At 33.6% G+C, this 26,705-nt stretch carries 26 protein-coding genes; 15 read left to right on the forward strand and 11 right to left on the reverse strand.

Annotated elements, in window-relative coordinates; translation table 11 throughout:
• Positions 1–146: 146 nt before the first annotated feature.
• Positions 147–1,187, forward strand: coding sequence for an agmatine/peptidylarginine deiminase (locus EKL96_RS12325; protein WP_126462871.1), 1,041 nt, complete (start codon positions 147–149; stop codon positions 1,185–1,187).
• A 210-nt stretch (positions 1,188–1,397) separates the two neighbouring features.
• Here EKL96_RS12325 and EKL96_RS12330 read toward each other — a convergent pair whose 3' ends face one another.
• Entirely contained in the window at positions 1,398–3,665 is a 2,268-nt protein-coding gene (locus EKL96_RS12330) for a M1 family metallopeptidase (protein ID WP_126462874.1), read from the reverse strand.
• 173 nt (positions 3,666–3,838) lie between these two features.
• On the opposite strand from EKL96_RS12330, the gene EKL96_RS12335 reads away from it, so the two are divergent.
• The 3 genes from EKL96_RS12335 (at position 3,839) to EKL96_RS12345 (ending at position 5,943) form a co-directional block, all read left to right on the forward strand.
• The gene (locus tag EKL96_RS12335) at positions 3,839–4,690 is read left to right on the forward strand and encodes an aldose 1-epimerase family protein (protein ID WP_126462877.1); all 852 of its coding nucleotides are present in this window, start codon (positions 3,839–3,841) and stop codon (positions 4,688–4,690) included.
• Between the two features lie 10 nt (positions 4,691–4,700).
• The gene (locus EKL96_RS12340; RefSeq protein ID WP_126462880.1) at positions 4,701–5,252 is read left to right on the forward strand and encodes a GNAT family N-acetyltransferase; all 552 of its coding nucleotides are present in this window, start codon (positions 4,701–4,703) and stop codon (positions 5,250–5,252) included.
• Between the two features lie 139 nt (positions 5,253–5,391).
• Entirely contained in the window at positions 5,392–5,943 is a 552-nt protein-coding gene (locus EKL96_RS12345) for a DUF3575 domain-containing protein (RefSeq protein WP_126462884.1), read from the forward strand.
• Positions 5,944–5,945: 2 nt separating this feature from the next.
• Here EKL96_RS12345 and EKL96_RS12350 read toward each other — a convergent pair whose 3' ends face one another.
• Positions 5,946–6,176 carry a VF530 family DNA-binding protein gene (locus tag EKL96_RS12350; RefSeq protein ID WP_126462887.1) on the reverse strand — a complete coding sequence of 77 codons (231 nt, stop codon included), beginning with the start codon at positions 6,174–6,176 and terminating at the stop codon, positions 5,946–5,948.
• 49 nt (positions 6,177–6,225) lie between these two features.
• Between EKL96_RS12350 and EKL96_RS12355 the strand changes: the two genes are divergently transcribed.
• From EKL96_RS12355 to EKL96_RS12365, 3 genes are all read left to right on the forward strand, one after another.
• Positions 6,226–6,708: a SixA phosphatase family protein gene (locus tag EKL96_RS12355; RefSeq protein ID WP_126462890.1), complete on the forward strand. Its 483-nt coding sequence runs from the start codon at positions 6,226–6,228 to the stop codon at positions 6,706–6,708.
• A 40-nt stretch (positions 6,709–6,748) separates the two neighbouring features.
• Positions 6,749–7,201, forward strand: a complete 453-nt coding sequence (gene smpB / locus EKL96_RS12360) for an SsrA-binding protein SmpB (protein ID WP_091204586.1) — start codon at positions 6,749–6,751, stop codon at positions 7,199–7,201.
• A gap of 84 nt (positions 7,202–7,285) precedes the next feature.
• Positions 7,286–8,335 (forward strand): Fic family protein, encoded by a 1,050-nt coding sequence (locus tag EKL96_RS12365; protein WP_126462893.1) that lies wholly within the window; start codon positions 7,286–7,288, stop codon positions 8,333–8,335.
• A 48-nt stretch (positions 8,336–8,383) separates the two neighbouring features.
• Here EKL96_RS12365 and EKL96_RS12370 read toward each other — a convergent pair whose 3' ends face one another.
• Positions 8,384–9,025: a protein-L-isoaspartate(D-aspartate) O-methyltransferase gene (locus tag EKL96_RS12370; protein WP_126462896.1), complete on the reverse strand. Its 642-nt coding sequence runs from the start codon at positions 9,023–9,025 to the stop codon at positions 8,384–8,386.
• 144 nt (positions 9,026–9,169) lie between these two features.
• Here EKL96_RS12370 and EKL96_RS12375 point away from each other — a divergent pair, with 144 nt between their 5' ends.
• The 8 genes from EKL96_RS12375 (at position 9,170) to EKL96_RS12410 (ending at position 17,385) form a co-directional block, all read left to right on the forward strand.
• Positions 9,170–10,135: a Gfo/Idh/MocA family protein gene (locus EKL96_RS12375; protein WP_126462899.1), complete on the forward strand. Its 966-nt coding sequence runs from the start codon at positions 9,170–9,172 to the stop codon at positions 10,133–10,135.
• Positions 10,136–10,175: 40 nt separating this feature from the next.
• Positions 10,176–11,063 (forward strand): 3-hydroxyacyl-CoA dehydrogenase family protein, encoded by an 888-nt coding sequence (locus EKL96_RS12380; RefSeq protein ID WP_126462902.1) that lies wholly within the window; start codon positions 10,176–10,178, stop codon positions 11,061–11,063.
• A 79-nt stretch (positions 11,064–11,142) separates the two neighbouring features.
• Positions 11,143–12,363: a DUF1015 domain-containing protein gene (locus EKL96_RS12385; RefSeq protein ID WP_126462905.1), complete on the forward strand. Its 1,221-nt coding sequence runs from the start codon at positions 11,143–11,145 to the stop codon at positions 12,361–12,363.
• Positions 12,364–12,386: 23 nt separating this feature from the next.
• Positions 12,387–13,040 carry a YggS family pyridoxal phosphate-dependent enzyme gene (locus EKL96_RS12390; RefSeq protein WP_126462907.1) on the forward strand — a complete coding sequence of 218 codons (654 nt, stop codon included), beginning with the start codon at positions 12,387–12,389 and terminating at the stop codon, positions 13,038–13,040.
• 118 nt (positions 13,041–13,158) lie between these two features.
• Positions 13,159–14,520: an exonuclease domain-containing protein gene (locus EKL96_RS12395; protein ID WP_126462910.1), complete on the forward strand. Its 1,362-nt coding sequence runs from the start codon at positions 13,159–13,161 to the stop codon at positions 14,518–14,520.
• Between the two features lie 27 nt (positions 14,521–14,547).
• On the forward strand, positions 14,548–15,378 hold the full coding sequence (locus EKL96_RS12400; protein ID WP_126462913.1) for an ion transporter: 831 nt from the start codon (positions 14,548–14,550) through the stop codon (positions 15,376–15,378).
• Between the two features lie 158 nt (positions 15,379–15,536).
• Entirely contained in the window at positions 15,537–16,454 is a 918-nt protein-coding gene (miaA, locus tag EKL96_RS12405) for a tRNA (adenosine(37)-N6)-dimethylallyltransferase MiaA (protein ID WP_126462916.1), read from the forward strand.
• Between the two features lie 190 nt (positions 16,455–16,644).
• Positions 16,645–17,385: an acyl-[acyl-carrier-protein] thioesterase gene (locus tag EKL96_RS12410; protein ID WP_126462918.1), complete on the forward strand. Its 741-nt coding sequence runs from the start codon at positions 16,645–16,647 to the stop codon at positions 17,383–17,385.
• A gap of 48 nt (positions 17,386–17,433) precedes the next feature.
• On the opposite strand, the gene EKL96_RS12415 is transcribed toward EKL96_RS12410, so the two are convergent.
• From EKL96_RS12415 to coaBC, 8 genes are all read right to left on the reverse strand, one after another.
• Positions 17,434–18,150 (reverse strand): response regulator transcription factor, encoded by a 717-nt coding sequence (locus EKL96_RS12415; RefSeq protein ID WP_126452426.1) that lies wholly within the window; start codon positions 18,148–18,150, stop codon positions 17,434–17,436.
• Between the two features lie 3 nt (positions 18,151–18,153).
• A complete protein-coding gene (locus EKL96_RS12420) occupies positions 18,154–19,737 on the reverse strand; it encodes a sensor histidine kinase (protein WP_126462919.1) in 1,584 nt (527 codons plus the stop codon).
• Positions 19,738–19,808: 71 nt separating this feature from the next.
• A complete protein-coding gene (gene coaE, locus EKL96_RS12425; protein ID WP_126462921.1) occupies positions 19,809–20,393 on the reverse strand; it encodes a dephospho-CoA kinase in 585 nt (194 codons plus the stop codon).
• Between the two features lies 1 nt (position 20,394).
• A complete protein-coding gene (locus tag EKL96_RS12430) occupies positions 20,395–21,396 on the reverse strand; it encodes a glycosyltransferase (protein ID WP_126452432.1) in 1,002 nt (333 codons plus the stop codon).
• Positions 21,397–21,524: 128 nt separating this feature from the next.
• Entirely contained in the window at positions 21,525–22,715 is a 1,191-nt protein-coding gene (gene fabV / locus EKL96_RS12435) for an enoyl-ACP reductase FabV (RefSeq protein WP_126462923.1), read from the reverse strand.
• Between the two features lie 109 nt (positions 22,716–22,824).
• Positions 22,825–24,477, reverse strand: a complete 1,653-nt coding sequence (gene recN, locus EKL96_RS12440; protein WP_126462926.1) for a DNA repair protein RecN — start codon at positions 24,475–24,477, stop codon at positions 22,825–22,827.
• Positions 24,478–24,529: 52 nt separating this feature from the next.
• Positions 24,530–25,414 (reverse strand): DUF4835 family protein, encoded by an 885-nt coding sequence (locus tag EKL96_RS12445; protein WP_126462928.1) that lies wholly within the window; start codon positions 25,412–25,414, stop codon positions 24,530–24,532.
• A gap of 69 nt (positions 25,415–25,483) precedes the next feature.
• The gene (gene coaBC / locus EKL96_RS12450) at positions 25,484–26,701 is read right to left on the reverse strand and encodes a bifunctional phosphopantothenoylcysteine decarboxylase/phosphopantothenate--cysteine ligase CoaBC (RefSeq protein WP_126462930.1); all 1,218 of its coding nucleotides are present in this window, start codon (positions 26,699–26,701) and stop codon (positions 25,484–25,486) included.
• Positions 26,702–26,705 lie beyond the last annotated feature (4 nt).

A 26,705-nucleotide genomic window follows, 5' to 3' on the forward strand; every position in this document is an offset into this window, starting at 1 on the left:
GACCAACAAGAATTAACTAAATATTATATAATCATTACCAAAACTATTCTTATAAATTTATGAAATATTGGAAATGAATGGTTGCAAACTATTTTAAAATCCTACTGAATGTTTATATTTGCAGACTTTAAAATTAGATATGCTGTATGACTACAAATAATAGAAGATTTCCAGCTGAATGGGAAAAGCAACAAGGCATTTTACTTTGTTTTCCGCATAACGGTAAAGACTGGCCGGGGAAATACGAGACTGTTCAATGGGCTTTTGTAGAATTCATTAAAAAAGCAGCTTCTTTTGAGCAAGTCTTTTTAGTAGTTGCTGATGAAAACCAAAAAGAGAAAGTCAATACGATGCTGGAAACAGCTCATGTTGTGCTAACAAATGTTTCCTACATCATTCATAAAACCAACAGAAGTTGGATGCGTGATTCAGGTCCGATAATTGTCAAAAACGGAGCCGAAAGAGAAGCGTTAAACTTTAATTTTAATGGTTGGGCCAAATATAAAAACATTCAGTTGGACAAGTTCGTTCCTACGAAAGTGGGCGAATTTCTAAATATTCCTGTGACTCAAGTCATGTACAAAGGAAAACCGGTAATTGTAGAAGGTGGTGCGATTGATACTAATGGACGCGGTACTTTACTGACTTCGGAAGAATGTTTGATGCATCCTGATATTCAGGTTCGGAATCCAAATTTTACCAAAGCAGATTACGAAGCCGTTTTCAAGGAATACCTTGGAATTACAAATGTGATTTGGCTTGGTGACGGAATTGAAGGTGACGATACGCACGGACATATTGATGATTTATGCCGATTTATAAATGAAGATACGATTGTGACCATTGTGGAAACCGATCCTAAAGACAACAATTACAAACCATTGCAAGACAATTTAAAACGCTTGCAAAATGCCAAACTGGAAAATGGTAAATCTCCAGTAATTGTAGTTTTACCAATGCCAAAACGTTTGGAATTTGACGGCTTGCGATTACCAGCAAGTTATGCCAATTTCTTGATTTTAAACAATTGTGTTTTGGTTCCTACTTTTAACGACAGTAATGATAGAAAAGCGTTGAACATCCTTGCAGAATGTTTTCCTGATCGAGAAATCATTGGGATCAGTGCTACTGATTTAATTTGGGGTTTTGGAACATTGCATTGCCTAAGCCAGCAAATTCCTGAGTAAATTTAGAACAAAAAAATATAACACATAAAAAAGACTTGTGGATTTAATTCCTACAAGTCTTTTCTTTTTTTAATATTTTATGATTATTTATGTAATAACCATGGTATAATGTCGTATTTTAAAATCAGGATAAAATTATGTAACAATCTGATTTAAAGCTATTTTACTTAAAGTTAATTCTTTTGACTTTACGACTTTTAAACTTTCGACTTACTTATCTCTTGTAAACGGTATTTTTTGCCCATCAGGAATCAACATATCAAATCCCATTAGACTGTCATTAAATTCAAATTTAAGTCCCGCAAGTTTCGATGCAAACGTATTTTTTCCAGTTGGCTCCACGGAAAAGCTTGGATAATTGGTAATCAAAACATTTAACAACCCATTTTTCTCTGAAAAAACAATTTTTATAGGCGCCATTGATGTAGAAAAAGTTCCTAAATACCCATCCAGAATCACATCTTTTTCAATCAATCCTTTGTCTGCTGTCCAGGTGTTATTTGCTGTGTTGCTGTCCGGTAAAACATGATCCGGATCTAGTGTGATACTTTCGATTTCTTCCGTCGAATTGTGTTTAAAAGACCACGCGTTATTTTTTTGCCAAACTTCTACCGGCAATTGAACACGCGTTATTTTTCCGCTTTTCGTTTTTACGTCTAAACTTACCGGCATAGCCATTTTTTCGAAGTTTTCAATCGAAATTACAACTCCTTGTTTTGGGTCGTTTTTCACGTATTTGATTGAATTAATCCCTTGGTCTAAACGCCAATTGTATTGAAACCAACCACGCCAGAACCAACTCAAATCTTCTCCAGCAACATTTTCTATTGTTCTAAAGAAATCGTCCGGTTGCGGATGTTTGTATGCCCAACGCTCAATATAAGTTTTCAAAGCCAGATCAAATCGTTCCGGCCCAAGAACTTGCTCTCTTAAAATCACTAATCCTGAACTTGGTTTCGAATACGCCAAAAGACCTATATTAGACTCTTTCATGTTATCCGGAGAACTCATTATGGTTTCCAGATTTGGACTCGTGTACACTTCCGCCCTTTGATGCATATCCGCACGCGGCTCTTTATATTCCCCATTATTAAAATCTACTGAACTCAATGAATTAATAAAAGTATTGAAACCCTCATCCATCCAGGCAAACAGTCTTTCATTGGATCCTACAATCATAGGAAACCAAATATGACCAAATTCATGATCTGTAACACCCCATAAATCTGCTCCTTTTGACTCCCAGCTACAAAAAACAATTCCTGGATATTCCATTCCACCTTCATTTCCGGCAACATTTGTAGCCGCTGGATACGGATATTCTAACCATCTTTTTGAATAATTTTCTATAGTAGCCTTTGTATATTCTGTGGAACGTCCCCATGCGGCATCTCCGGCACTTTCTATCGGATAAACGGAAATTGCCAATGATTTTTTACCGCTAGGTAAATTGATTTTTGCTGCGTCTAAAATAAATGCTGCTGAAGAGGACCAAGAGAAATCACGGGCATTTGTGATTTTGTAATTCCACGTTTTAGTAGTTGCAGTAATCATTTTTGATGAATTTTCAACTTCGGCAGCAGTACGGATAAAAACTGTTTTATCACTTTGTTTTGCTTGCGCTAAACGCTTTTGCTCTTCGGCAGAATAGACTGTGGTAGGATTCAGTAATTCGCCGGAAGCCACCACAATATGATTGGATGGTGCTGTAATACTGACATCAAAATCACCATATTCTAAATAAAATTCCGACGCTCCAAGATACGGATTCGTATTCCAGCCTCGTACATCATCATACACACACATACGCGGATACCACTGTGCTATGGTGAAAATTTTTCCATTTTTAGTTTCTAAAACTCCCATTCTGTCTGACCCTTCAAAAGGAGCTATAAACGAAAAGTCGATTTTTATTTTAACTGAACCGCCTTTAGCATTTAATACTTGCGGGAGAAATACCTGCATTCTAGTATCCGTAATAATGTACTTAACTTCTGCTTCAGTAGATTTTCCTTTTACAGTAGTAATTACTTTGACTGATTTTATTTTATGTCCACCATCAAAAATTTGGCCTTGAGCCCCATTTCTACTTCCTGTAATTGGAACAACTGCATTTCCACGGGAATCCGCTTTGAATAAATTCTGGTCTACATTCATCCAAACAAAAGCCATTTTATCCGGACTGTTGTTCGTATAGGTGATGATTCCTGTGCCAGAAATTTCGTTGTTTTTTTCATCCAGTTTTGCCGTTAATTTATAATCAGCGCTATTTTGCCAATATTCAGCTCCAGGCTGACCACTCGCAGATCGTGTACTTGTTCCGTTTTTGGAATAAAAAAACGGAGCAAAAGCATCATGATAATCGTAGTTAGAAACTGTATTACCGGATGCATTTGCTGGGGTTTGCTGTGCCCAAATAGATGTAAATCCCAATAATAAAGCCAAATGCAGCATGACTCCGCGACGAATTTTTTTCATTTTCTAATTGTTTATATCACAAATTAATGAAAAAAAAGAGGATTTTGAACTATTGAGATCGAATTGATTCCATTATAAATCAATAAAATCATGTTTAAAGCGTATCAGAATTAAAAATTATAAAATATATTTACGCCAGAAAACCATTTTTAAAGTAACCCGAAAAAATAATTTTGACAACTCTAATTAAAAACTCGAATCTCACTGCAGAAATTAAACATTTTGGAGCTGAATTAATTTCTTTAAAAACAAACCACGATAGAGAATACATCTGGGAAGGAAATCCGGTATTTTGGGGCAAGCACGCTCCTGTTTTATTCCCAATTGTTGGGACTTTAAAAAATAATTCCTTTCACTATAATGCAATGGAATATCATTTATCGCGACACGGCTTTGCCAGAGATATGGAGTTTGAATTGATCAATGCAACAGAAAACAGTGCTGTTTTCTCCCTACACTCTTCTGAAGAAACTTTAAAAGCATATCCGTTTGACTTTGAATTGCAAATCATTTACACATTACACGGGCATAATTTATCGATTGCATATAAAGTAATCAACAACGGAAAAACTGCAATGCCGTTTGCTATTGGCGCACATCCTGCTTTTGCTTTGCCAAAACAATTCGAGAGTTATGCTATAGCTTTTGAAAAAGAAGAACCATTGAAATATTATCTTTTGGAGGATGATTTAATTTCAAATAAAACGAAGAAATTAGACGTTCTTAATAAATATATTCCGCTGACGTATGAGTTGTTTGAAAACGATGCTTTGATTTTCAAAACATTAAAATCCAACTCGTTGACTATTTTAGAAAATAAAAATCCAATTCTAAAAATACATTTTGATGATTTTCCAAGCTTAGGAATTTGGACCAAAATAAATGCGGCATTTATTTGTATTGAACCTTGGTTTGGTTATTCGGATACCAATGAAAGTTCCGAAAATCTATTTGAAAAAGAAGGCATTCAAATTCTAGAAACCAAGGAAACGTTCCAATCAAAATACAGTATCGAAATCCTTTAATTACTAAGATATGTTAGCTATAAATTTTAGTCCATTTCCTGATTTAGAAACCGAACGCTTGCTTTTGAGAAGAGTAAACACGAATGACATTAAAGAAATTTTCGAATTGCGATCCAATCCAGAAACTATGAAATATATTCCAAGACCTTTAGTAAAAACGGATGAAGATGCCTTGGAACACATTGCAATGATCAATACAAAAATTGAAGCTAATGAAGGTATCAATTGGGCTATTACGTTGAAAGACAACCCAAAACTTATTGGAGTTATTGGTCATTACAGAATAAAACCCGAACATTATCGTGCCGAAATTGGCTATATGTTATTACCTGAATATCATGGAAAAGGAATTGTATCTGAAGCAGTGAAAGAAGCTGTTAATTATGGTTTTCAAATCATGAAATTGCATTCCATTGAAGCGATGATTGATCCTGATAACGATGCATCTGCAAAAGTTTTAGAAAAAAATGGGTTTGTCAGAGAAGGACATTTAAAAGAAAATGAATTTTTTGATGGTCGTTTTTTTGATACTCTAATTTATTCTCTTTTGAACAAATACTAATTTTATGTCCTTTTTATTTAAAATTTAGTTGCGTGACTAATATAAATTAAAAACATAAAAACCTTACAGATAAATATTTTACATTTGTATTTGATTTTCTCCAATAAGCTATTGGTCTAAATAATAGAAAACACTTTTTATGAAAAAATTATTTATTGTTTCTTTTTTTCTCTTCTGTATTGTATCCCAAAGTCAAACGTATATAAAAGCAAATGCTATGACTACTTTATTGACCATTCCTAATGTAGGTATTGAAACCAGCATTGGAAAAAAATCTACTTTTCAATTTGATATTACAGCCTCTTTATGGAAATCAATAAATGGTAAACCTAGAGAGTTTTATACTTTCACACCTGAATATCGTTATCATTTCAAAGAAAAATACAATGGTTTTTATGCAGGAGCACATATTGGGGCAAGTATATTTAATTTCCAAAAATGGAATTATATAAATACTACTTTGTATGAAAAAGGCGTTGGATATTTTATAGGTGCAACAATTGGATATCAAATAAAAATAAATGATAAATTTATGTTAGATTGTTTCTTAGGCGGTGGTTCGCATCAAGGTTTTTATAAAGGATATGACTTAGCTACGGGAGAACGATATGAATCGGCGAAAGGGTACAATAAAAGTGGCGAGTGGTTGCCCTACAGAGGCGGTTTTATGGTTTCCTATAAATTAAACTAGATTTATTTAGGCAATTTAGTTTCTGATTTTATATACAAATCTTCCACTTGTTTTCGTGCCCAATCTGTTTTTCGTAAAAAAGTCAAACTGGATTTTACACTTGGTTTATCTGTAAAGCATTTTACTTTAATGAGTTCCCCCAAAGTATCAAATCCGTAATGATCCACTAGCTGCTCTACTATTTTTTGGAGTGTAATTCCGTGAAGCGGATCTTTCGATTTTAAGTGTTCCATTTTGCAAAGATATTAAAATCCCAAATACTTTTTTTTAAAATTGATTCAAATGAAAAAATTTCTCGCACTGTTTACACTGTTATTTTTAAATATCAGTTTTGGACAAAGCACCACCACCTATTACTTTATTCGTCATGCCGAGAAAGTAGATAATTCTCAAAATCCAGATTTATCTGAAAAAGGGTTGAAAAGAGCTGAAAAATGGAATACAATATTCTCAGAAATTAGTTTTGATGAAATCTATTCAACGGATTACAAAAGAACTTTACAAACTGCAAGTCCAACCGCGACAACAAAGAAGATGAAGGTTAAGCTGTATGATCCTAAAAATATACCTATTGAAGTTTTCAAAAAAGAAACGATAGGAAAAAAAATTTTAATTGTGGGACATAGTAACACAATACCAAAATTTGTCAATCAAATGATAAATCAAAACTCATTTACTGACATTCAAGATAAAACTTTTGGTAATCTTTATATCGTAACTATGGTTGATGAAGCAATCACATTCCAATTGCTGAAATTGGACTAAATAATTGCTAAACCTTTAATTTTTGTTACCTTTGCACGCTATGTTAAAAACAATAAATATATTCAATAAGAGAGCCCGATTTGACTATGAAATAATCGAAACCTTCAATGCAGGAATTGTTTTGGCTGGAACGGAAATCAAATCCATTAGATTAGGAAAAGCAAACATCACAGAAAGTTTTTGTGAATTTAGCAATAACGAACTTTTTGCGATAAACACCTATATTGAAGAATATACTTTTGGTAATCAGTTCAACCACAAGGCAAGAAGCGAGCGCAAATTACTTTTAAAAAAAAAGGAATTAAAAGGTTTGCTGAAAAGTGTTCAAGCAAAAGGATTGACAATAGTTCCTTTAAAATTGTTTACTAATGAAAAAGGACTGGCCAAACTCCAAATTGGTCTTTGCAAAGGAAAGAAAACCTATGACAAACGTGAATCTCTCAAAGAACAAGATACGAAACGGGATCTAGACCGAATCAAAAAATCATTTTAAATTAAGAAAGTAATGTATTAATTATTATTTTTATTTATAAAAAATGACTAAATTTGTCAAGACAATTTAAATCTTTTTTTTTAAATGAAAACACTACTCAAAAACGCAAGAGAACAAAAAGGACTCAAAACTAGAGAAGTCGCACAACTTTTAGCAATTGATCAAGCCTTAATCAGTAAGTTTGAAAGTGGAACTAGAAAACCTACAAGAGACCAAGTCGTAAAATTAGCATCTTTACTAGAAATAGATTTAGAAACAATCATGGTCGCTTGGCTTAAAGAAAAAATTCTTTATGAAATTGGTCAGGATGAATTTGCTCTAAAAGCATTATTGGTTGCAGAGCAAGAAATTAGATATCAAAGCAAACCAATAAAGAAAAAATTATCGGTAACTCTTCAGAAAATTTTAGATGAAATAGATACTTTGAAGATACAACTGGATGGGTTTCGCCAATTTGACAGCTATCGGATTGCACAAGCATTAGAGCTAGAATATACGTTTGAAAGTAATCGCATCGAGGGAAACACAATGACTTTACGCGAAACGGATTTAGTTATCAATGAAGGTTTGACGATTTCTGGAAAAAGTATGCGGGAACATCTGGAAGTCATTAATCATCAGGAAGCCATTGCTTATATCAAAGATTTAATGCAAAAAAATACTGCTATAAAGGAACGAGAAGTGCTTTCTATCCACAATCTTATTTTGAGAGGAATTCAACCCGAAGATGCAGGTAGCTATAGAAAAGTCCAGGTGATGATTCAAGGAAGCAGTTACGTGCCTCCACAACCTTTTTTAGTCGCCAAAGCAATGGAAGATTTTTTTATTTGGTATGAAACTAATAAATCAACCTTACATCCGATAATTTTAGCTGCCGAAATGCATGAACGCTTGGTTACTATTCATCCCTTTATTGATGGAAATGGCAGGACTTCGCGCTTAGTCATGAACTTGGTTTTATTGCAGCATGGTTACATAATTGCCAATATAAAAGGGGATTATGAAAGTAGAATGCGCTATTATCAAACACTGGAAACTGCACAAACTAAAAACAACAAAGAAGATTTTTTGTTATTCATTGCTCAAATAGAAAAAGAAAGTTTAGAGCGGTATTTAACCATTATTGGTCAATAAAATTCATCTTCTGCTCCCTTCCCCTTGGGAAGGGTTGGGGATGGGATTTTAATTTTTATCTTCTAATAAAGGAACAAATCGAAACTCTCCAAACTCATGTTTCTCAAATTGAGTTTCATTTTTTCTGATTAATAAGGTCATAATCTGCACCTCTGTACCTAGTGGAATAACTAGCCTTCCTCCTATTTTGAGTTGCGCCATCAACGGTTGCGGAATAAACGGAGCGCCTGCAGTTACTATAATACTATCAAAAGGAGCGTAATTTGGTAATCCTTTGTATCCATCTCCAAAAGAGAGATATTTGGGCCTAATATTCAGTTTTGGAAATAAAATTGAGGTTTGCTTAAACAATTCTTTCTGTCTTTCTACACTAAATACTTTGGCACCTAAAAGGCATAGAACAGCTGTTTGATACCCTGAACCTGTTCCTATTTCTAAAATTTTGTGTTCTTTTTTGACTTCTAATAATTGGGATTGAAAAGCAACAGTGTACGGTTGCGATATCGTTTGGCCTGCAGCAATAGGAAATGCTTTGTCTTGATAGGCATAATCTTCAAAACTGGAATTTAAAAATAAATGTCTTGGAATCTTTTTTATCGCCTCCAAAACACTTTTGTCAGTAATTCCTTTTTGCTCTAAAACGCTTACTAATTGATTCCGAAGTCCTTGATGTTTGCCTGTGTCTTTCAAAGTTTATTGTTTTATTTTGGTAAAAATAGAAAACAATTTCTGAATTCAAATGTTGGATTTTAAATTTTAAATTAACTGAAGAATTGTCCGGTATCAATAATAGATTAATCATTTTATTGTTATTTTTGTAAAAATTACATCATTATGCTGAAAATTGGAGTATTAGGTGCTGGCCATCTAGGAAAAATACATTTGCGTTTATTACAACAATCTAAAAAATATGAATTAGTGGGATTTTATGATCCAAATCAAGAGAACGCCGAAAAGGTTTCTAAAGAATTTGGATACAAACATTTTAGCACAATTGCCACCCTTATTCATGCCGTTGATGTAATCGATATTGTTACCCCAACTCTTTCTCACTACAAATGTGCCAAAGTAGCCATCAAATCCGGCAAGCATGTTTTTATTGAAAAACCTATTTCAAATACGGTCGAAGAGGCCGAAGAAATTATCGCTTTATCAAAAGAATATAATGTTAAAGGTCAGGTGGGGCATGTGGAACGTTTCAATCCAGCATTCATCGCTACCAAAAACATGATCGAAAACCCTATGTTTATTGAATCGCATCGTCTGGCTGAATTCAATCCTCGCGGAACTGATGTTCCTGTAGTCTTAGATTTGATGATTCATGATATTGATGCCATTTTGAGTGTTGTACAATCAAAAGTAAAAAATATTAGTGCTAGCGGTGTTTCAGTTATCAGTGATACACCGGATATTGCCAATGCAAGAATAGAGTTTGAAAACGGTTGTGTTGCTAATTTAACAGCGAGCCGAATTTCGATGAAAAACATGCGTAAATCTCGTTTTTTCCAGAAAGACGCTTACATCTCCGTAGATTTCTTAGAAAAGAAATGTGAGGTTGTAAAAATGAAAGATGCTCCGGAAGTTCCAGGCGATTTTGATATGATTTTACAAAATGCGGAAGGTGTAAAAAAACAAATCTACTTTTCCAATCCAGATGTAGAACAAAACAATGCTATTCTGGATGAACTGGAATCATTTGCAGATGCCATAAATACTGATTCAACACCAATTGTGACATTGGAACAAGCCTCTGAAGCGCTTCGTGTTGCGTATCAAATTATTGATTGTTTTAAAAAATAATTTTTACATAAATATTAAACTATTTTAATCCAAAATAAGAATGAAAACAATTGCCGTAATCGGAGCAGGAACAATGGGGAATGGAATTGCTCACACCTTTGCACAAAGTCGTTTTACCGTAAAATTAATAGATGTTTCAGAACAATCATTGGATAAAGGAATGGCCACTATCGCCGCTAATTTAGACCGAATGATTGCAAAAGGAAGTATCACCCAAGAAGACAAGGCTAAGACGATTACTAACATAATCACCTATACGGATATCAAAGATGGCGTTGTAGGGGTTGATTTAGTGATTGAAGCGGCCACTGAAAATGTAGCATTAAAACTGAATATCTTCAAGCAATTGAACGAAGCTTGTTCTCATAATACAATTTTGGCAACTAATACTTCTTCTATCTCAATTACTCAAATTGGAGCCGTTGTGGCACATCCGGAACGCGTTATCGGTATGCACTTTATGAATCCGGTGCCAATAATGAAACTGGTGGAAATTATTCGTGGTTATAATACTTCTGATGAAGTGACAAAAATCATCATGAATCTTTCCGAGAAGTTAGGAAAAACGCCTGTTGAAGTCAACGATTATCCTGGTTTTGTTGCCAATAGAATCTTGATGCCCATGATTAACGAAGCGGTCGAAACTTTATACAACAAAGTGGCTGGTGTTTATGAAATTGACACGGTGATGAAACTTGGAATGGGACACCCGATGGGACCTTTGCAACTAGCAGATTTTATTGGTCTTGATGTATGTTTAGCCATTTTGAACGTGATGTACGACGGTTTTAAAAACCCAAAATATGCACCTTGTCCGTTATTGGTAAATATGGTTCGTGCCGGAAAAATGGGTGTGAAATCAGGGGAAGGTTTTTACGATTATTCTGGAAGCAAAAAAGCCGAGAAGATTTCTAAACAATTTATATAATTGTAATGTTTTAAAATTGAGGGCCTAAAGTTAATACCTTTAAATTCTCAGATTTTCACTTTTCACTTTTTATATTATTATGGCTAAAATTGTCCCTTTCAAAGCTGTTCGTCCCACTCGTGATAAGGTTTGCCTTGTTACTTGCCGTTCGTATGAAGAATATGTAAATGCGGAATTAGCGGCGCAATTGGATTTCAATCCGTTGTCTTTTTTGCACATACTAAAACCTGCTTACACCAATCAGGAAACTGTTTCTTTTGAAAAAAGATACCGCCAAGTACATCAAAAATATGAGGATTTCAAAAATGAAATAATTTTAGTAAAAGACAAAAAACCCGCGATTTATATTCATAAAATTGTAACTAAAAAGCACTCTTTTACCGGAATTATCGTAGGTACTAGTGTAGCTGATTATTGCAACAATATCATCAAAAAACACGAAGATATAATCGCTTTCAGAGTCCGATTATTAAAAGACTACATGAAATATTCTGAGTTCAATACGGAACCGGTTTTGATGACCTATCCGGATAATAAAACGATTGAAAACTGGATTTTTAATTGTACCCAAAAATTAGCCGATTTTGAGTTTTCAACCACCAAAAAAGAAATTCACTACTTATGGAAAATTGAAGATGCGTTAGAAATCAATTGGCTTCAGAACATTTTTGAAAAAACAGATAGTCTTTATATTGCAGATGGCCATCACCGTACCGAAGCCTTAAAATTATTATCCGAGGAAAATGATGATCCAGACAACGCAGCCAAAAATCATATTCTGAGCTATTTAATTTCTGAAAACAATGTCAAAATATATGAATTCAATCGCTTGGTAAAAGATTTAAACGGTTTCTCGAAAGAAAATTTGATAAAGGAATTAGAAAAGAATTTCATTGTTACAAACAAATTTCAGCAGCCTTTTCAGCCTTCTCAAAAGCATCAATTCGGAATGTATCTGGACAATGAATTTTATAGCTTAATTTTACGAAAAGAAAATGAAGTTTTCTTAACGGCTTTGGATAGTTTAGACACACAAATTTTATACAAAAAAGTGTTATTGCCTATTCTTGCCATCGAAGATTTACGCAATGATGAGCGAATAGAATACCTTTCAGGAAAACAATCCGTATTGGAAGTAAAAAACAAAATTGATCAAGGAGAATTTGAAATCGGTTTCATATTATTTCCATCCAATATTGGAGAAATAAAAGCCTTGGCCGATGCCAATTTAATAATGCCTCCAAAAAGTACGTATATTGAACCAAAGTTTAGAAGCGGATTAGTCGTGTATGAACTTTAACACATTAAAATTTAAACATTAAAATGCCAATAAAAAATAATTTACTCCAAATAAAATCCACTTTACCGGAACATATAACCTTAGTTGCGGTTTCAAAGACCAAACCTGTTTCGGATTTAATGGAAGGGTATGAGGCCGGTCAACGCATTTTTGGAGAAAATAAAATCCAGGAAATGGCGGAGAAATGGGAACAAATGCCAAAAGACATTCAATGGCACATGATAGGCCATGTTCAGAGCAATAAAGTCAAATTTATGGCGCCATTTGTGAGCTTGATTCACGGTGTGGATAGTTTGAAATTGCTACAGGAAATAAACAAACAAGCACTAAAAAGCAATAGAATTATTGATTGTTTATTACAAATGCATATTGCCGAAGAAGAAACTAAATTTGGTCTTGACCAAGAAGAACTTGCTTCAATCCTATCCTCAAACGAATTCCAGGAATTAAAAAACATTAGAATCGTTGGATTAATGGGAATGGCAACTTTTACAGACAAGAAAGATCAAATCAAGAAAGAATTCACCCATCTGAAATCTATTTTTGATAAATTCAAAATTCAAAATTCAAAATTTACCATTCTTTCTATGGGAATGTCCGGTGATTATCAACTTGCAATTGAATGTGGAAGTACGATGGTTCGCATTGGAAGTAGTATCTTTGGAGGAAGAAATTGACTTTTGATTTGAGATTAACGAATATTGACCCGAGCGGTAGCGAACTGGCGAAGCATTTCAGATTTAAAAATCTCTACTTCAAAACTGAATACTAAAAACTGAACACTGAATACTTATTTTGTACGCAATACTAGACATAGAAACCACTGGAGGACAATTCAACGAAGAGGGAATCACGGAAATCGCTATCTATAAATTTGATGGACATGAGGTCGTGGATCAGTTCATTAGTTTGGTAAATCCGGAAATCCCAATTCAACCTTTTGTAGTTAAACTTACCGGTATTAATAATGCCATGTTGCAATCTGCTCCCAAGTTTTTTGAAGTAGCAAAACGCATCATCGAAATGACAAACGATTGTATTATCGTGGCTCATAATGCTTCTTTTGATTACAGAATCTTACGAACCGAATTCAGACGATTAGGATACGATTTTGAAGCCAGAACACTTTGTACGGTTGAATTATCAAAAAAATTATTGCCGGAACAACCGTCCCATAGCCTAGGAAAACTCGTTCGTGCGCTTGGAATCCCAATGGCAGACCGCCACAGAGCCAGTGGTGATGCTTTAGCAACAGTCAAATTATTCAAAATTCTTTTAGAAAAAGATTTAGAGAAAGAAATTGTAAAAGATTTTATAAAGCTGGAAATCGAAAAAGGAATCGCTCCAAAATTACTGGATATTGTGTCCGGATTACCAGCAAAAACAGGTGTCTATTACATTCATAATGAGAAAGGAAATCTAATTTACATTGGCAAAAGCCGAAACATAAAAAAACGAATCAATCAGCATTTTACAGGAACTTCTGCAAAATGCAAGAAAATTCAAGCAGAAGTGTTTTCCGTAACCTATGATGAAACCGGAAGTGAATTGATCGCATTATTAAAAGAAAGCGAGGAAATAAAAATCAACAAACCCATATATAACAGAGCACAGCGGAAAAGTATTTTTCAACTGGCACTCTATGCTGAAAAAGATAAAAATGGGTATCTCAACCTAAAGCTTCAAAAAGCAGATGGACGCAAAAAAGAAATCACATCCTTTTCCTCCCTGCAAGAGGGTAAAAACGCATTATTCAGAATTACTTCTCATTATAATTTATGCCAAAAACTAACTGGTTTGTATGTTTCTAAAACCAACTGTTTTCAATACACTATAAAAGAATGTGACGGCGCTTGTATTAGCAAAGTTTCACCTGAAGAATACAATATCAGAGTTCTTACTTTTGTCGATAAAAATAGTTTCGAAAATCAAAATATGGTATTGATTGACAAAGGCAGAACCATCAGCGAAAGATCTGCCGTTTTGATCGAAAACGGAATTTACAAAGGCTATGCTTTTTATGATTTAAATTATCAAATCAACAATATCGAAATACTGAGAAACATCCTCATTCCGATGCAAAATAACCGGGACACTAAAAATATTATCCAAGGGCACATACGAAGCAATAAAACCTTGAAAACGTTAAAATTCTAATCGTATGCTATCAATCCATCCATAATTATGCACCGAATAAAGTCAAAATTTGACACTTTCAGACAAAAAACCAATGTCATTATTTATGGCACAAATACGGCTTCCGGGCGCTTGTTTGACCTAGTACTTTTAGGAGTAATTTTGTTAAGTGTTGTAATTGTGATGCTTGAAACCGTAAAAGGTTTCGATACAAAATACCACCAAGAACTCATTATCCTAGAGTGGGTCATTACGATTTTCTTTACCTTAGAATACATTCTTCGAATTATATCTATAAAAAAACCTGTCAAATACGTTCTCAGTTTCTATGGAATCATTGATTTGATTGCCACTTTACCTATGTATTTGTCCTTGTTTTATTTTGGAACAAGCGTTTTAACTGTGGTAAGGGCTTTGAGATTACTGCGATTGTTCAAAATATTGAAACATCCAAAATTCTCCAGTCAATCCACTCACCTAAAAGAAGCGCTAATTGCCAGTAGAGGAAAAATATTAATTTTTATCTATTTCATGTTGATCAGCAGCATCCTGATAGGCTCCGTTATGTATGTGGTAGAGGGTAAAGAAAGCGGCTTTACCAGCATTCCCACCAGCATTTATTGGACCATTGTAACACTCACAACCGTTGGCTACGGTGACATATCGCCCATCACACCATTAGGCCAAGCTATAGCATCAGTAGTAATGATCATGGGATATGGAATAATAGCCGTTCCTACGGGTATCGTTTCAGCTGAATTTGCAAACAGCAACCGTAAAAAACCAAGAGCCGAAAGAATTAATCCATGCACCGTTTGCGGAACTGACGGTCATGAATATAATGCAAAATACTGCTACCATTGTGGCACCGAATTATAATTTATTAATTTGAAGCAATTCCAGCTGTACACTGCAACTCCTCGTTATTGCAGTTGTTTTTCTAAGGCTTAAAAGGAGCTTCCTCCGGTCGCTCTTTTACACCAAGAAAAAAAACTGCAATACCTCCGGGGTTTCCGTTTCCATCTGGGCTAAAAACTATGAAATACCTAATCACCATTATCGGACCCACAGCGATAGGAAAAACTTCCTTGAGCATCATTTTGGCTAATTATTTTAAATGCGATATCCTGTCATGTGACAGCCGACAGTTTTTCAAGGAAATGACCATCGGAACCGCAGTTCCAAACCAAGCCGAGCTAGCAACAGCTACCCATCATTTCATCCAAAACAAATCCATATTCGAGAATTATACCGTAGGTGATTTCGAGAAAGAAGCCATTGCAAAACTGGACGAATTATTTCTGACCAATGATTATGCTATACTAGTTGGTGGTTCGGGATTATATGTAGACGCAATCCTAAAAGGTTTTGATGAATTTCCAGAAATAGACCCTACAGTTCGCTCAGCAATAACACTGAATTATGAAAAACTGGGAATTGGGTATTTGCAACAAAAACTCGAAGTTTTAGATCCTAATTATTACAAAACTTTGACTGTCGAGAATTCTCAAACCTTACAAAATCCACAACGTATGATGCGTTTCGTAGAAGTATGTATTGGTGCCGGAAAACCATATTCTTCTTTTTTAAATCAAAAGCAAAACAGTCGCAACTTCACTCCTATTTTAATTGGTTTAGAAGCCGACAGAAAGGGTATCTATAACCGAATTAATCAACGTGTAGATGCCATGATGAACGAGGGTTTATTAGCGGAAGCAAAAACGTTATTCCAGAATAAAGAATTGAACGCCTTGCAAACAGTGGGTTACAGAGAACTATTCCGTTATTTTGACAGGGAAATTTCATTAGAATTTGCCATTGAAGAAATAAAGAAAAATACCCGCCGATTCTCAAAACGTCAACTCACTTGGTTCAAAAAAAATGAAAACACCAAATGGTTTGATTTTGAAACTCCGTATGAAACGATTGTGAAGTACATCAATTCAAAAAAATAAAAATATCATTATTGACGACGATCAAAAAAATTTAACCACTAATTCGCTAATAAAAAACCTATACTTCGAATATAATTAGCGGTCATTATTATTATTTATAAAATGTTTTGTTTTAACAATCCCTATAAACAAAAGAAGTACAACAAAAAAGCCTTTTTAAACCCATTACTAATAATTACAATCTATAAATATGCCCATTTCACCTAACTTCACATCTATTCTTAGCAAAGACTGGGAAATCAATTTTACACAATGTGCTCCAAACGGGTTTTTAAAATACACTGATTTGTGTTCTATATTACAATTAACAGCAGCTGCACATTCAGAAATTGGTGGAATCAGTTTTACGGACATGCAGGAATTTAATCAAGCGTGGGTTTTGAGCAGAATGCGTGTTGAAGTTACTAAATTACCTAAATCCGGAGATGTCGTAACGGTAAAAACCTGGATCAATTCCTTAGAGAATTCCCGTTCAGTACGGGCGCTGGAAATGCATGTAAATGGAGAAAAAATTGTGGGCTCAGAGACTTTCTGGGCTGTATTCAATACTAAAAAAAGACGGCCGGAAGCATTGGCGTTGCCGTTCGAGCATTTTGAAGTATATCCAGAAAAAAAAGCTACTCATGAAGGTTTTTCTAAAATTAATTTCAATCAGGAGAAAGAAATAGTTTTTGAAAAAACCATTTTCTTATCGGATTTAGACATTGTAAATCATGTTAATAATGTCAAATATCTGGAATGGTGTTTGGATCTGGTTGATGAAAAACTAATCCTGAATCAGGAAATTATTAGTTTCGAAATGAATTTCCTAAAAGAATTATCTCTAAAGGATAACGTAATTATTCATGAAACTATTTCTAAAAATGAAACTATTTTTAGTATTACAAAAGAAGAAAAAACCAATTTCGCTTTGCAATTAAACTGGAAATAAATATTTTTAAAATAAAAAAAGCCTCAATTTCTTGAGGCTTATAGCTACTTATTCTGCTACTTTATTTTTTACAACTAATCTAAATCCTTCTCCGTGGATATTCAAAATTTCAACATCTTCATCCAGTTTAAGGTATTTCCTCAGTTTTGCTATATAAACATCCATACTTCTGGATGTAAAGTAATTATCATCTCTCCATATTTTCGTCAAGGCTAATTCTCTTGGCATCAAATCATTTTCATGAAGAATCAACATCTTCAACAAATCATTTTCTTTTGGAGATAATTTAATTGGCTCTTCAGTATTAAAAGTTAAAAAACGAAGTTTTGAATTTAAATAAAACTTCCCAATATTAAATTCAAATTGTACTTGTTCTGCTCTGGTATCTGATGATTTTCTTTGAATTATCGCTTTGATTTTCATCAACAATACTTCTGAATCAAAAGGTTTATTTAAGTAATCATCCGCACCCGCTTTGTAGCCTTTCAACACATCCTCTTTCATCGATTTTGCAGTTAAAAAGATAATTGGAACTTCGTTGTTTTTTTCTCTGATTTCTTTTGCTAAAGTATAACCATCTTTGTAAGGCATCATTACATCCAGAATACACAAATCATAAGTATCTTTTTTAAATTTTTCGAAACCTTCCATTCCATTTTTGGCTAAAGTGACGTCAAAATCATTTAGCATTAAATAATCTTTCAAAACCGCACCAAAATTCAGGTCATCTTCCACTAAAAGTATTTTCTTATTTACATTTTCCATATTCTAATTTATTAATGGTAATTTTATTATGAAGGTACTCCCTTTTCCCTTTTCACTTTCTACATATACTTGACCGTTGTGGTCATCTACAATTCTTTTTACATACGCTAAACCTAATCCATGCCCTTTGACATTATGAATGTCGCCGGTATGTTCTCTATAAAATTTTTCAAAAATTCTTTTTTGAGCTATTTTACTCATTCCTAAACCGTTATCTTTAACTTTGATAATAACCATATCTTTTACATTTTCAGTAAAAATGTCTATTTCTGGCACATTAGGTGAATATTTTATAGCATTTTCTAAAATATTGACAATCACATTGGTAAAATGAACATCGTTGAGTAATACGGTAGTTCTTAAAGCGCCAAAGTGACTTCTAATGGTTCCTTCTCTATCTTCTAAAATTAGATTTACATGTTCAATAGCATCATTTATAATGTCATGTACATTGAGCGTCTCTTTGATAATGTCCAGTTCTTTCTTTTCTAGTTTAGAAATTCTTAATACATTCTCTACCTGGGCGTGCATGCGTTTATTCTCGTCTTTAATCATCTGAAGGTATCGTAAAACCTTCTCCTTATCATCTATTATTTTTGGATTTCGTATCGCATCTAATGCTAAATTAATTGTGGCTATTGGAGTTTTAAACTCGTGCGTCATGTTATTAATAAAATCATTTTTAATTTCAGAAATTTGACGTTGCCGGATCAATTGATTCAATGCACTTGAATACGCAATCAAAATAATTAGAGTAAAAACAATTGAAAGTACGGTAATACTTACGAGTTCCGACAATAAAAATTTCTTTTTAAGCGGAAATGTAACCAACAAATCATACTTACTGCTTCCTTCATTATCAATAAATACCGGAATAGAATAGGTAGCATCTTTATCATATTTAAACTCGCTTGATTTGATTTTAGTCGCTAAATTATTGCTGTAAATACCAAATTCAAATTTTGTTTCAATACCGTGTTCTTCTAATTCTTTCTTGATTAATTTTTGTAAAACACTGCTCGAAACACGTTCCTCAAGCGGCATTGCTGACAATACATCTTTTGCTGAAATTTTAAAAAGAGCATTGTCTAAAATATCTAAATTTCCTTCTTTTTCAATTCTAATATCTGGAATCAAACTTTGATTCCCACCTAATTTGTCAATAGAATTATTGTTATACACTTCTGTAACGCGTTTAGAACTAAAATTCTTGAATTTTTCACTATCAAATTTCTTATCAAAGAACGTAGGAGAAATATTGTAATTCTCAGAAATTATACTGTTTGAGTATATAATAGTTTCGTTTGTTCTTGGATTTTTCTGAACGTAATAAAACTCTAATATATCGTCCTTTTTAGGAACTTTTCCGGTACTATCCTTGTAATGATTTATTTTGTCATAAAAATTATACTCTTCTTGTTTTTGAAGATTATTCGCCACATTACCAATAACTTGCTTAACATGAAACTTAAATTGCTCATCATTATTTTTAAACGAGGTATTGAACCAATATACCTGAACTAAAATTATCCCTATTAAGGACAAGCTCATTAATAAAACAAGTAATCTAAAAAAAAGTTTATTCATCAAAACAAATTTAGTATTTTAACAATATATTAAATAATAGATTAACCAAACATTAACAACTATGCTTGTTTTTATACAATCTTTAATATTTTAAGAATTTCATTTGCCTCCTGCTTTGCTGTTTCAAGTGAAACATTATGAATAACAAAATCACTTTTGTCAATTCTCTGTTTATCAGTCCATTGTGAATTTATTCGTTTCAAAACAAGATCTCGGTTTGATTTATCTCTGGCAATTACCCTTTGAATTCTCAATTCTAACGGTACTGTAACCGTTATAATAAAATCACATTCTTTATCACGCCCACTTTCAAATAAAATAGCCGCTTCATAGATAATAAACGGCGCCGTCTCTTGTTGTAAAATCCATTGATCAAAATGTTTTTTTACTGCCGGATGAATAATAGCATTGAGTTTTTCTAATTTTTCAGGTTCCTCAAATACGATTTTAGCTAATTTTTCTCTATTTAACAGGTTAATTTCAAAAACAGAGCTCCCAAATTCGTTTTTTATGGCTTTTAAAATTACAGCAGATTCCATCATTTTTCTGGCCTCCTCATCCGCAATATAAACGGGAATCCCAAATGATTCAAAATATTTTGCAAGGGTAGTTTTGCCACTTCCTATGCCTCCGGTTAAACCAATGATTTTTGTCATCTTACACTTTAAAAAATAATTCGGGAAAAGCCTCTTGTGGTTTTTGCCTTAAAATAATAACTTTATAATAGGATTTTATGAAACCTAAACCGTAACCATAAAACTGTTTCCAAACCGCTATTAATGATAAATAACCTATTTTAAGGCTCTTATTCTGGTAAGAAGAGACCAAGAACAATACCAAAAAGTAAATAAAATACAACTGAAGCAGATAATCAAAATTAAAAATTAACAACAATACAATTGAAAAGAAAAATCCAATGATGAAAACCGAAGGAAAGAAAAAAGTAAGCTTATTGTATTTTGGATACCAACTGTTAAGAATTGGTCGTGCTTTTCCAAATTTATTTACCTGAGTTGAAAACTTATCCCAGTCGATTCTTCGTTTGTGATATACAAATGCTTGTGGGAAAAGTGTGGTTTCAAAACCTAAGTTCCACAAACGAATTGACAAATCAGGATCTTCTCCTGGATGAATATTTCCAAAACCTTTGGACGCTTCAAAAGCTTTGCGAGACAGCCCCATGTTAAAACTTCGGGGCTGAAACTTATCGATTTTTTCAGAACCGCCTCTAATTCCTCCTGTGGTTAAAAAAGAAGTCATTGCAAAATTAATTGCTTTTTGGATGTCTGAAAAACTATCTAAAGCCTTGTCCGGTCCTCCAAAACAGTCTACATAATTTTGCTTTAAAGCCGTATCAACTTCAGACAAGTACTGCTCAGGTATAATACAATCCGAATCAAAAATGATAAAGTAATCCCCTCTGGCTTTTTTCATTCCATAATTTCTGGAATCGCCAGGTCCTGAATTCTCTTTGTAATAATAGGAAATATCAAGTCTGTCTCCATATTTTTGAGCAACATCCTGACACACTAAAGCAGAACCGTCTTCTACGATTACAATTTCAAATATCTCTTTATAGGTTGTATGAGACAAACTTTCTAAAAGTTCATCTACTTCGTCTGGGCGATTGTAAACTGGGATTATTAAGGAAAATAACATAAATCAAAATGAGGTATTAGTAGTCTGTTTTTAGGTCTTTAAAATTTTAACAAATATAATGGTTATCCATAAAAAAACCATCAACTATTAATTGATGGTTTTATAAATACTATTTTAAGGTACAATAATTAAGAAATACTTTTAATGTTTACCACTTCGTTTGTATCCGCTTTGTAATCTACACCATCCACGTCAAAACCAAATAAATTGTAAAAATCTTTTCTGTATCCTACTAAATCTCCTATTTCGGATAAATTTTCAGTTACAGCCTCCATCCACAATTTAGCTACTTTTTCCTGAACATCAGGACGCATCTCTAAATCATCAATCCTAATTCTTCCTTTTTCGTCAACAGGAACTTCATTGCCGGTAAACAATCGTTCTTGATACAAACGCTGAATTTGCTCAATACATCCTTCGTGTATACCTTCTTCCTTCATTATTCGATATAATAAAGAAATATACAATGGAATAACCGGAATTGCAGAACTTGCTTGTGTAACCAATGCCTTATTTACAGAAACAAATGCTTTTCCATCAATAGCTGCTAAACTGTCCGTGATTGCAAATGCAGTCGATTCAAGATGATCTTTGGCCCGACCAATTGTGCCTTTTCTATAAACGGCTTCAGTCAATGATGGCCCAATATACGAATAAGCAACAGTTGTAGCGCCTGGAGCTAATAGATTTTGAGCTTTTAGAGCATCAATCCACATCTCCCAATCTTCCCCGCCCATAACGGCGACTGTGTTTTCTATATCATCACCAGTGCAAGGCTCAATTGAAATTTCAGAAACTTTACCAGAATGAAAATCAACTGTTTTATTGGTAAAAGTACCACCAATTGGTTTCAAAACAGAACGATGCAATATTCCTGTTACAGGATGCATACGAACGGGAGAAGCTAAACTGTAGATTATTAAGTCCACTTGACCTAAATCAGCTTTTATAAGATCTAATGTTTGTTGCTTTACTTCATTCGAAAAAGCATCTCCATTGATACTTTTTGCATACAAACCTGCTTTATGCGCTTCATTTTCAAAAGCTGCAGAGTTGTACCAACCTGGTGAAGCTGTTTTTCCTTCAGAAGGAGCTTTTTCAAAAAACACACCAATAGTTGCTGCATTAGAACCAAAAGCACTTGTAATTCTGGAAGCCAAACCAAAACCGGTTGAAGCCCCAATTACTAATACATTTTTAGCTCCGTTGATTGCGCCTTTTGATTGTATGTATTCTATTTGATTTTTTACATTTTGCTCGCATCCTTTTGGGTGTGATGTCGTACAAATAAATCCTCTCATTCTAGGTTCTATAATCATAATTCTATTGTTTATTTGGTTAAACGTTTAATCGGTAATAGATTAAACACATAACTAAGTTTATCTTTATTTATTTATCTTTTTAAGTTGACAAATATAAGGCATTTCTTTAGTTCAACAAGGCTTTGGCATGATTTAAGGCTGAGTCGGAAACGATTGTTCCAGATAACATTTGCGCGATTTCAACCACTCTTTCTTCTCTACTTAATAATTTCAATTCAGATTGCGTATCCTCGCCAACAGTCGATTTAAACACTTTGAAATGAGCATTCCCTTTTGCCGCAATTTGGGGTAAATGCGTAATTGCAAAAATTTGCATTTGCTGACTCATTTCCTTCATAATTTCCCCCATTCTAATGGCTATTTCTCCGGAAACACCAGTGTCAATTTCATCAAAAATTAATGTTGGTAATTTTGAATAGTGTGCCAATATCGCCTTAACAGCAAGCATAATCCTTGACATTTCTCCACCAGAAGCTACTTTTTTTAACAAACCAAAATCCGTCCCTTTATTGGCCGAAAATAAAAACTGAAGCTCATCTTTTCCGTTTTGAAAATAGGTTTCAGTTGATTTTACATCCATTTTAAAGCGCACATTAGGCATTCCTAAAGTTTCTAAAATCGCAATCAACTTTTGGGATAAAACTGGAATCGAATTCAATCTATTCGTATGAATTGTAGTTGAAAAAACATCTAATTCAACGGTTTTTTGTTTTAGAGAAAGCGTCAGTGCAGCGATCTCTTCTTCCATATTTCCTAATTCTAATACTGAATTTTCTAGATTCATCTGAATTTGAAGTAGTTCATCCACAGATGACACCTGATGTTTCTTTTGCAAGGTAAAAATCACCTGAAGCTTTTGACTAATTAAATCCAATTGTTCCGGATCATTGATCAATTTTTCAGAACAACGATTCATTTCTTCCAAAACATCTTCAAATTCAATCGTTACGCTTGTAATTCTTTCTAACAAAGATTGGTAATCCGCTGAAAAAACAGCAATTTTTTGTAATGAAACCTTAATTTCATTCAAATTATGCATCACACCCATTTGTTCTTCATTGGCTATAGCCAAAGATTTATCAATAGATTCCTTGATAATTTCAACATTATTTAATTTTTCAAAATCAGCCTCAAGAGATTCTTGTTCACCTGATTTTAATTGCGCTGCTACCAATTCATCCAATAAAAAAGTATTGTATTCCTGCTCTTTCTTAGATTCGCTTTGTCTTTTCAGTAACGAATTTAATTTGGATCTATCCGATTTATATTTTTTTAAAAGCGACTGATACTCCAGAATTATATTTTTATTTGTGGCAATAGCATCTATAATTTCAAACTGTACATTTTCATCCGAAAGTTCTTGAGTTTGTTGTTGCGAATGAATATCAATCAAGAATAAGCTCAATTCCTGCAATTCCTGAAGATTTACGGGGCTGTCATTAACAAACGCTCTTGATTTTCCTGAAGGCAGGATTTCGCGTCTAATTATAGTGTCATTTTCATAGTCTAAATCATTTGTTTCAAAAAAAGGAAGTAAATTATACTTAGAAATTTCAAAATGAGCCTCAATAATACACTTTTCTTCTTTGTTTTTTAGAGAAGTCAAATCGGCTCTTTTTCCTAAAACCAGCCCCAATGCACCTAAAATTATTGATTTTCCTGCACCAGTTTCACCAGTGATTGTTGAGAAACCTTTTGAAAAATCGATTGTCAATTTTTCTATTAAAGCATAGTTTTTTATCGAAAGTGACGTTATCATTTATTTGTTTTTTTTATTGGAACCGGGGATTAAATTAAAATCTGGCCGCTAATTAATAGTGTATCAGTGCCCATTTGCTAGAATTCAAAGGAGAAATTTTATTTAGATTATCAACTAAATCTGAAATTGTGATACTAGGACCACCTGAAAATACAGCTACAATTTCATCTGATTTAGCATCAAAAAAGACACGGGTTAAAAACGCATTAGGTCTTGAAGCATTTAACTTAGCTAAATCAATTAAAGAACCTTTTATTTTTTCTTTAGCCTCTTTTAAATCCTGATTCATCAAATCTAATCCGGAATGGTACTCAAACATCGTTTGTCGAACTTGTTTGAATGCCGGGGATAAAATATCATTTATCAAAAAATAACGGTTTTGATTTCCATCGGCCTGACTCCATCCTTTTGATCCTCCTTGCTGTGCTACATTCAAAATATTCTGAGCAGTTTCAAAATAAGGATTTCCGGATTCCATCACAAAAGTATCCGCATCCATTCCTAAAATGACATAACTGTAAAAAGAAAGAACAGAAACTAAATTAGAATCAAAACTGCTGGGGTTAAAAATTAAATTTTCAAACTCAGTATACCGAAAACTAAAATCTTTGTCGTTATAATTTAAAACTGGTGAAGTGTACGATGAATTAAAAACCGGACGGGATGATTGTACCTGGATGGTGGCTATAAATTGATCGGAATTATTAGCAGAAACAGTAATATAAATTGAGCAATTAATTTTTTCATTTTGCTTCACTGTTTGACCGGTCCAATCTGTTTTGTTTACAAACTCACTGATCGAGGTTTGCAAGGTTTTAAAAACTTGTTGATTGGTAACACTCAATCGCTGTGCATCAACCGTTACAGTACAATTCAATTGTTGTGCTTGGACACCTCCAAAAATAAAAAGCAGCACAAAAGTAAATATTTTATTCATCTGTAGATTTCTGTTTTTTTATCTGTCACTATAAATCACAACCGTTATTTACTTATAGATTGTCATGCACTACCTTAGTTTTTCAAAATGCGCTATTACTTTATTTAGTATATCATCCGCAACAGCCTCTTTCGATTTTAATTCCATTGGTTCAAGATTAAAAAACTGGTCTATAAAAGTAACTTTATTCGTTGGTTTTCCAAAACCGGCACCCTGATCTTGAAGGGAATTCAAAACGATCAAATCTAAGTTTTTTTTCTGAATTTTCAGCTTTGCATTTTCGATTTCATTTTCTGTTTCTAAAGCAAAACCAATCAGAAACTGATTTTTCTTCAGCGTTCCCAAAGAAGCTAAAATATCCTTGGTTTTCTCGAGTTCAATTACAAAATTATCAGCTGCCTTTTTAATTTTTTGTTTAGCTACATTCTTGGGCTTATAATCCGCAACTGCTGCTGCTGCAATGGCGACATCTACATCAGCGTACCTCTGGTGGCAGGCTAGATACATCTCTTCGGCAGAGACTACATTAATAACTTCAATCAAGGAATTTGAAACTGTAAAATGTGTTGGTCCACTTACTAAAATTACTGAAGCACCTAGATTAGCAGCGCTAATTGCTATATCAAAACCCATTTTACCCGAAGAATGATTTCCTATAAAACGCACGGGATCGATTGCTTCATAAGTAGGACCCGCAGTAATTAATATTTTTTTCCCTTTAAGAGGTAATTTATTGTTTAAATCCGCCTCAATAAAAGCCACTATATTCTCTGGTTCCGCCATTCTACCTTCTCCGGACAATCCACTTGCCAATTCGCCTGTTTCGGCAGGAATTATTGTATTACCAAATTGTGTCAAAGAGGAAAAATTAGCAATAGTTGAAGGATGTTTGTACATATCTAAATCCATTGCAGGAGCAAAATACACGGGACATTTTGCGGATAAATAGGCTGCAATCAATAGATTATCACAAATACCATTTGTCATTTTAGACAATGTATTTGCTGTAGCTGGCGCAATAATCATCAAATCAGCCCAAAGTGCCAATTCAACATGATTGTTCCATTTTTCATCTTCATTGTCTTGGTTATAAAAACTAGAATAAACCGGATTTTTGGATAACGTAGATAATGTAAGAGGGGTTACAAAATCCTTAGAAGCAGGTGTCATTATCACTTGGACATGTGCACCTGCTTTTATGAAAAGTCGTACTAATGAAGCGGTTTTATAGGCTGCAATTCCACCAGAAATTCCTAGTAAAATTTTTTTACCGTTTAAAACTGACATAGCA

This window comes from Flavobacterium sp. LS1R10 (assembly GCF_003968825.1).
In the GTDB taxonomy this organism is placed as follows: Bacteria; Bacteroidota; Bacteroidia; order Flavobacteriales; family Flavobacteriaceae; genus Flavobacterium.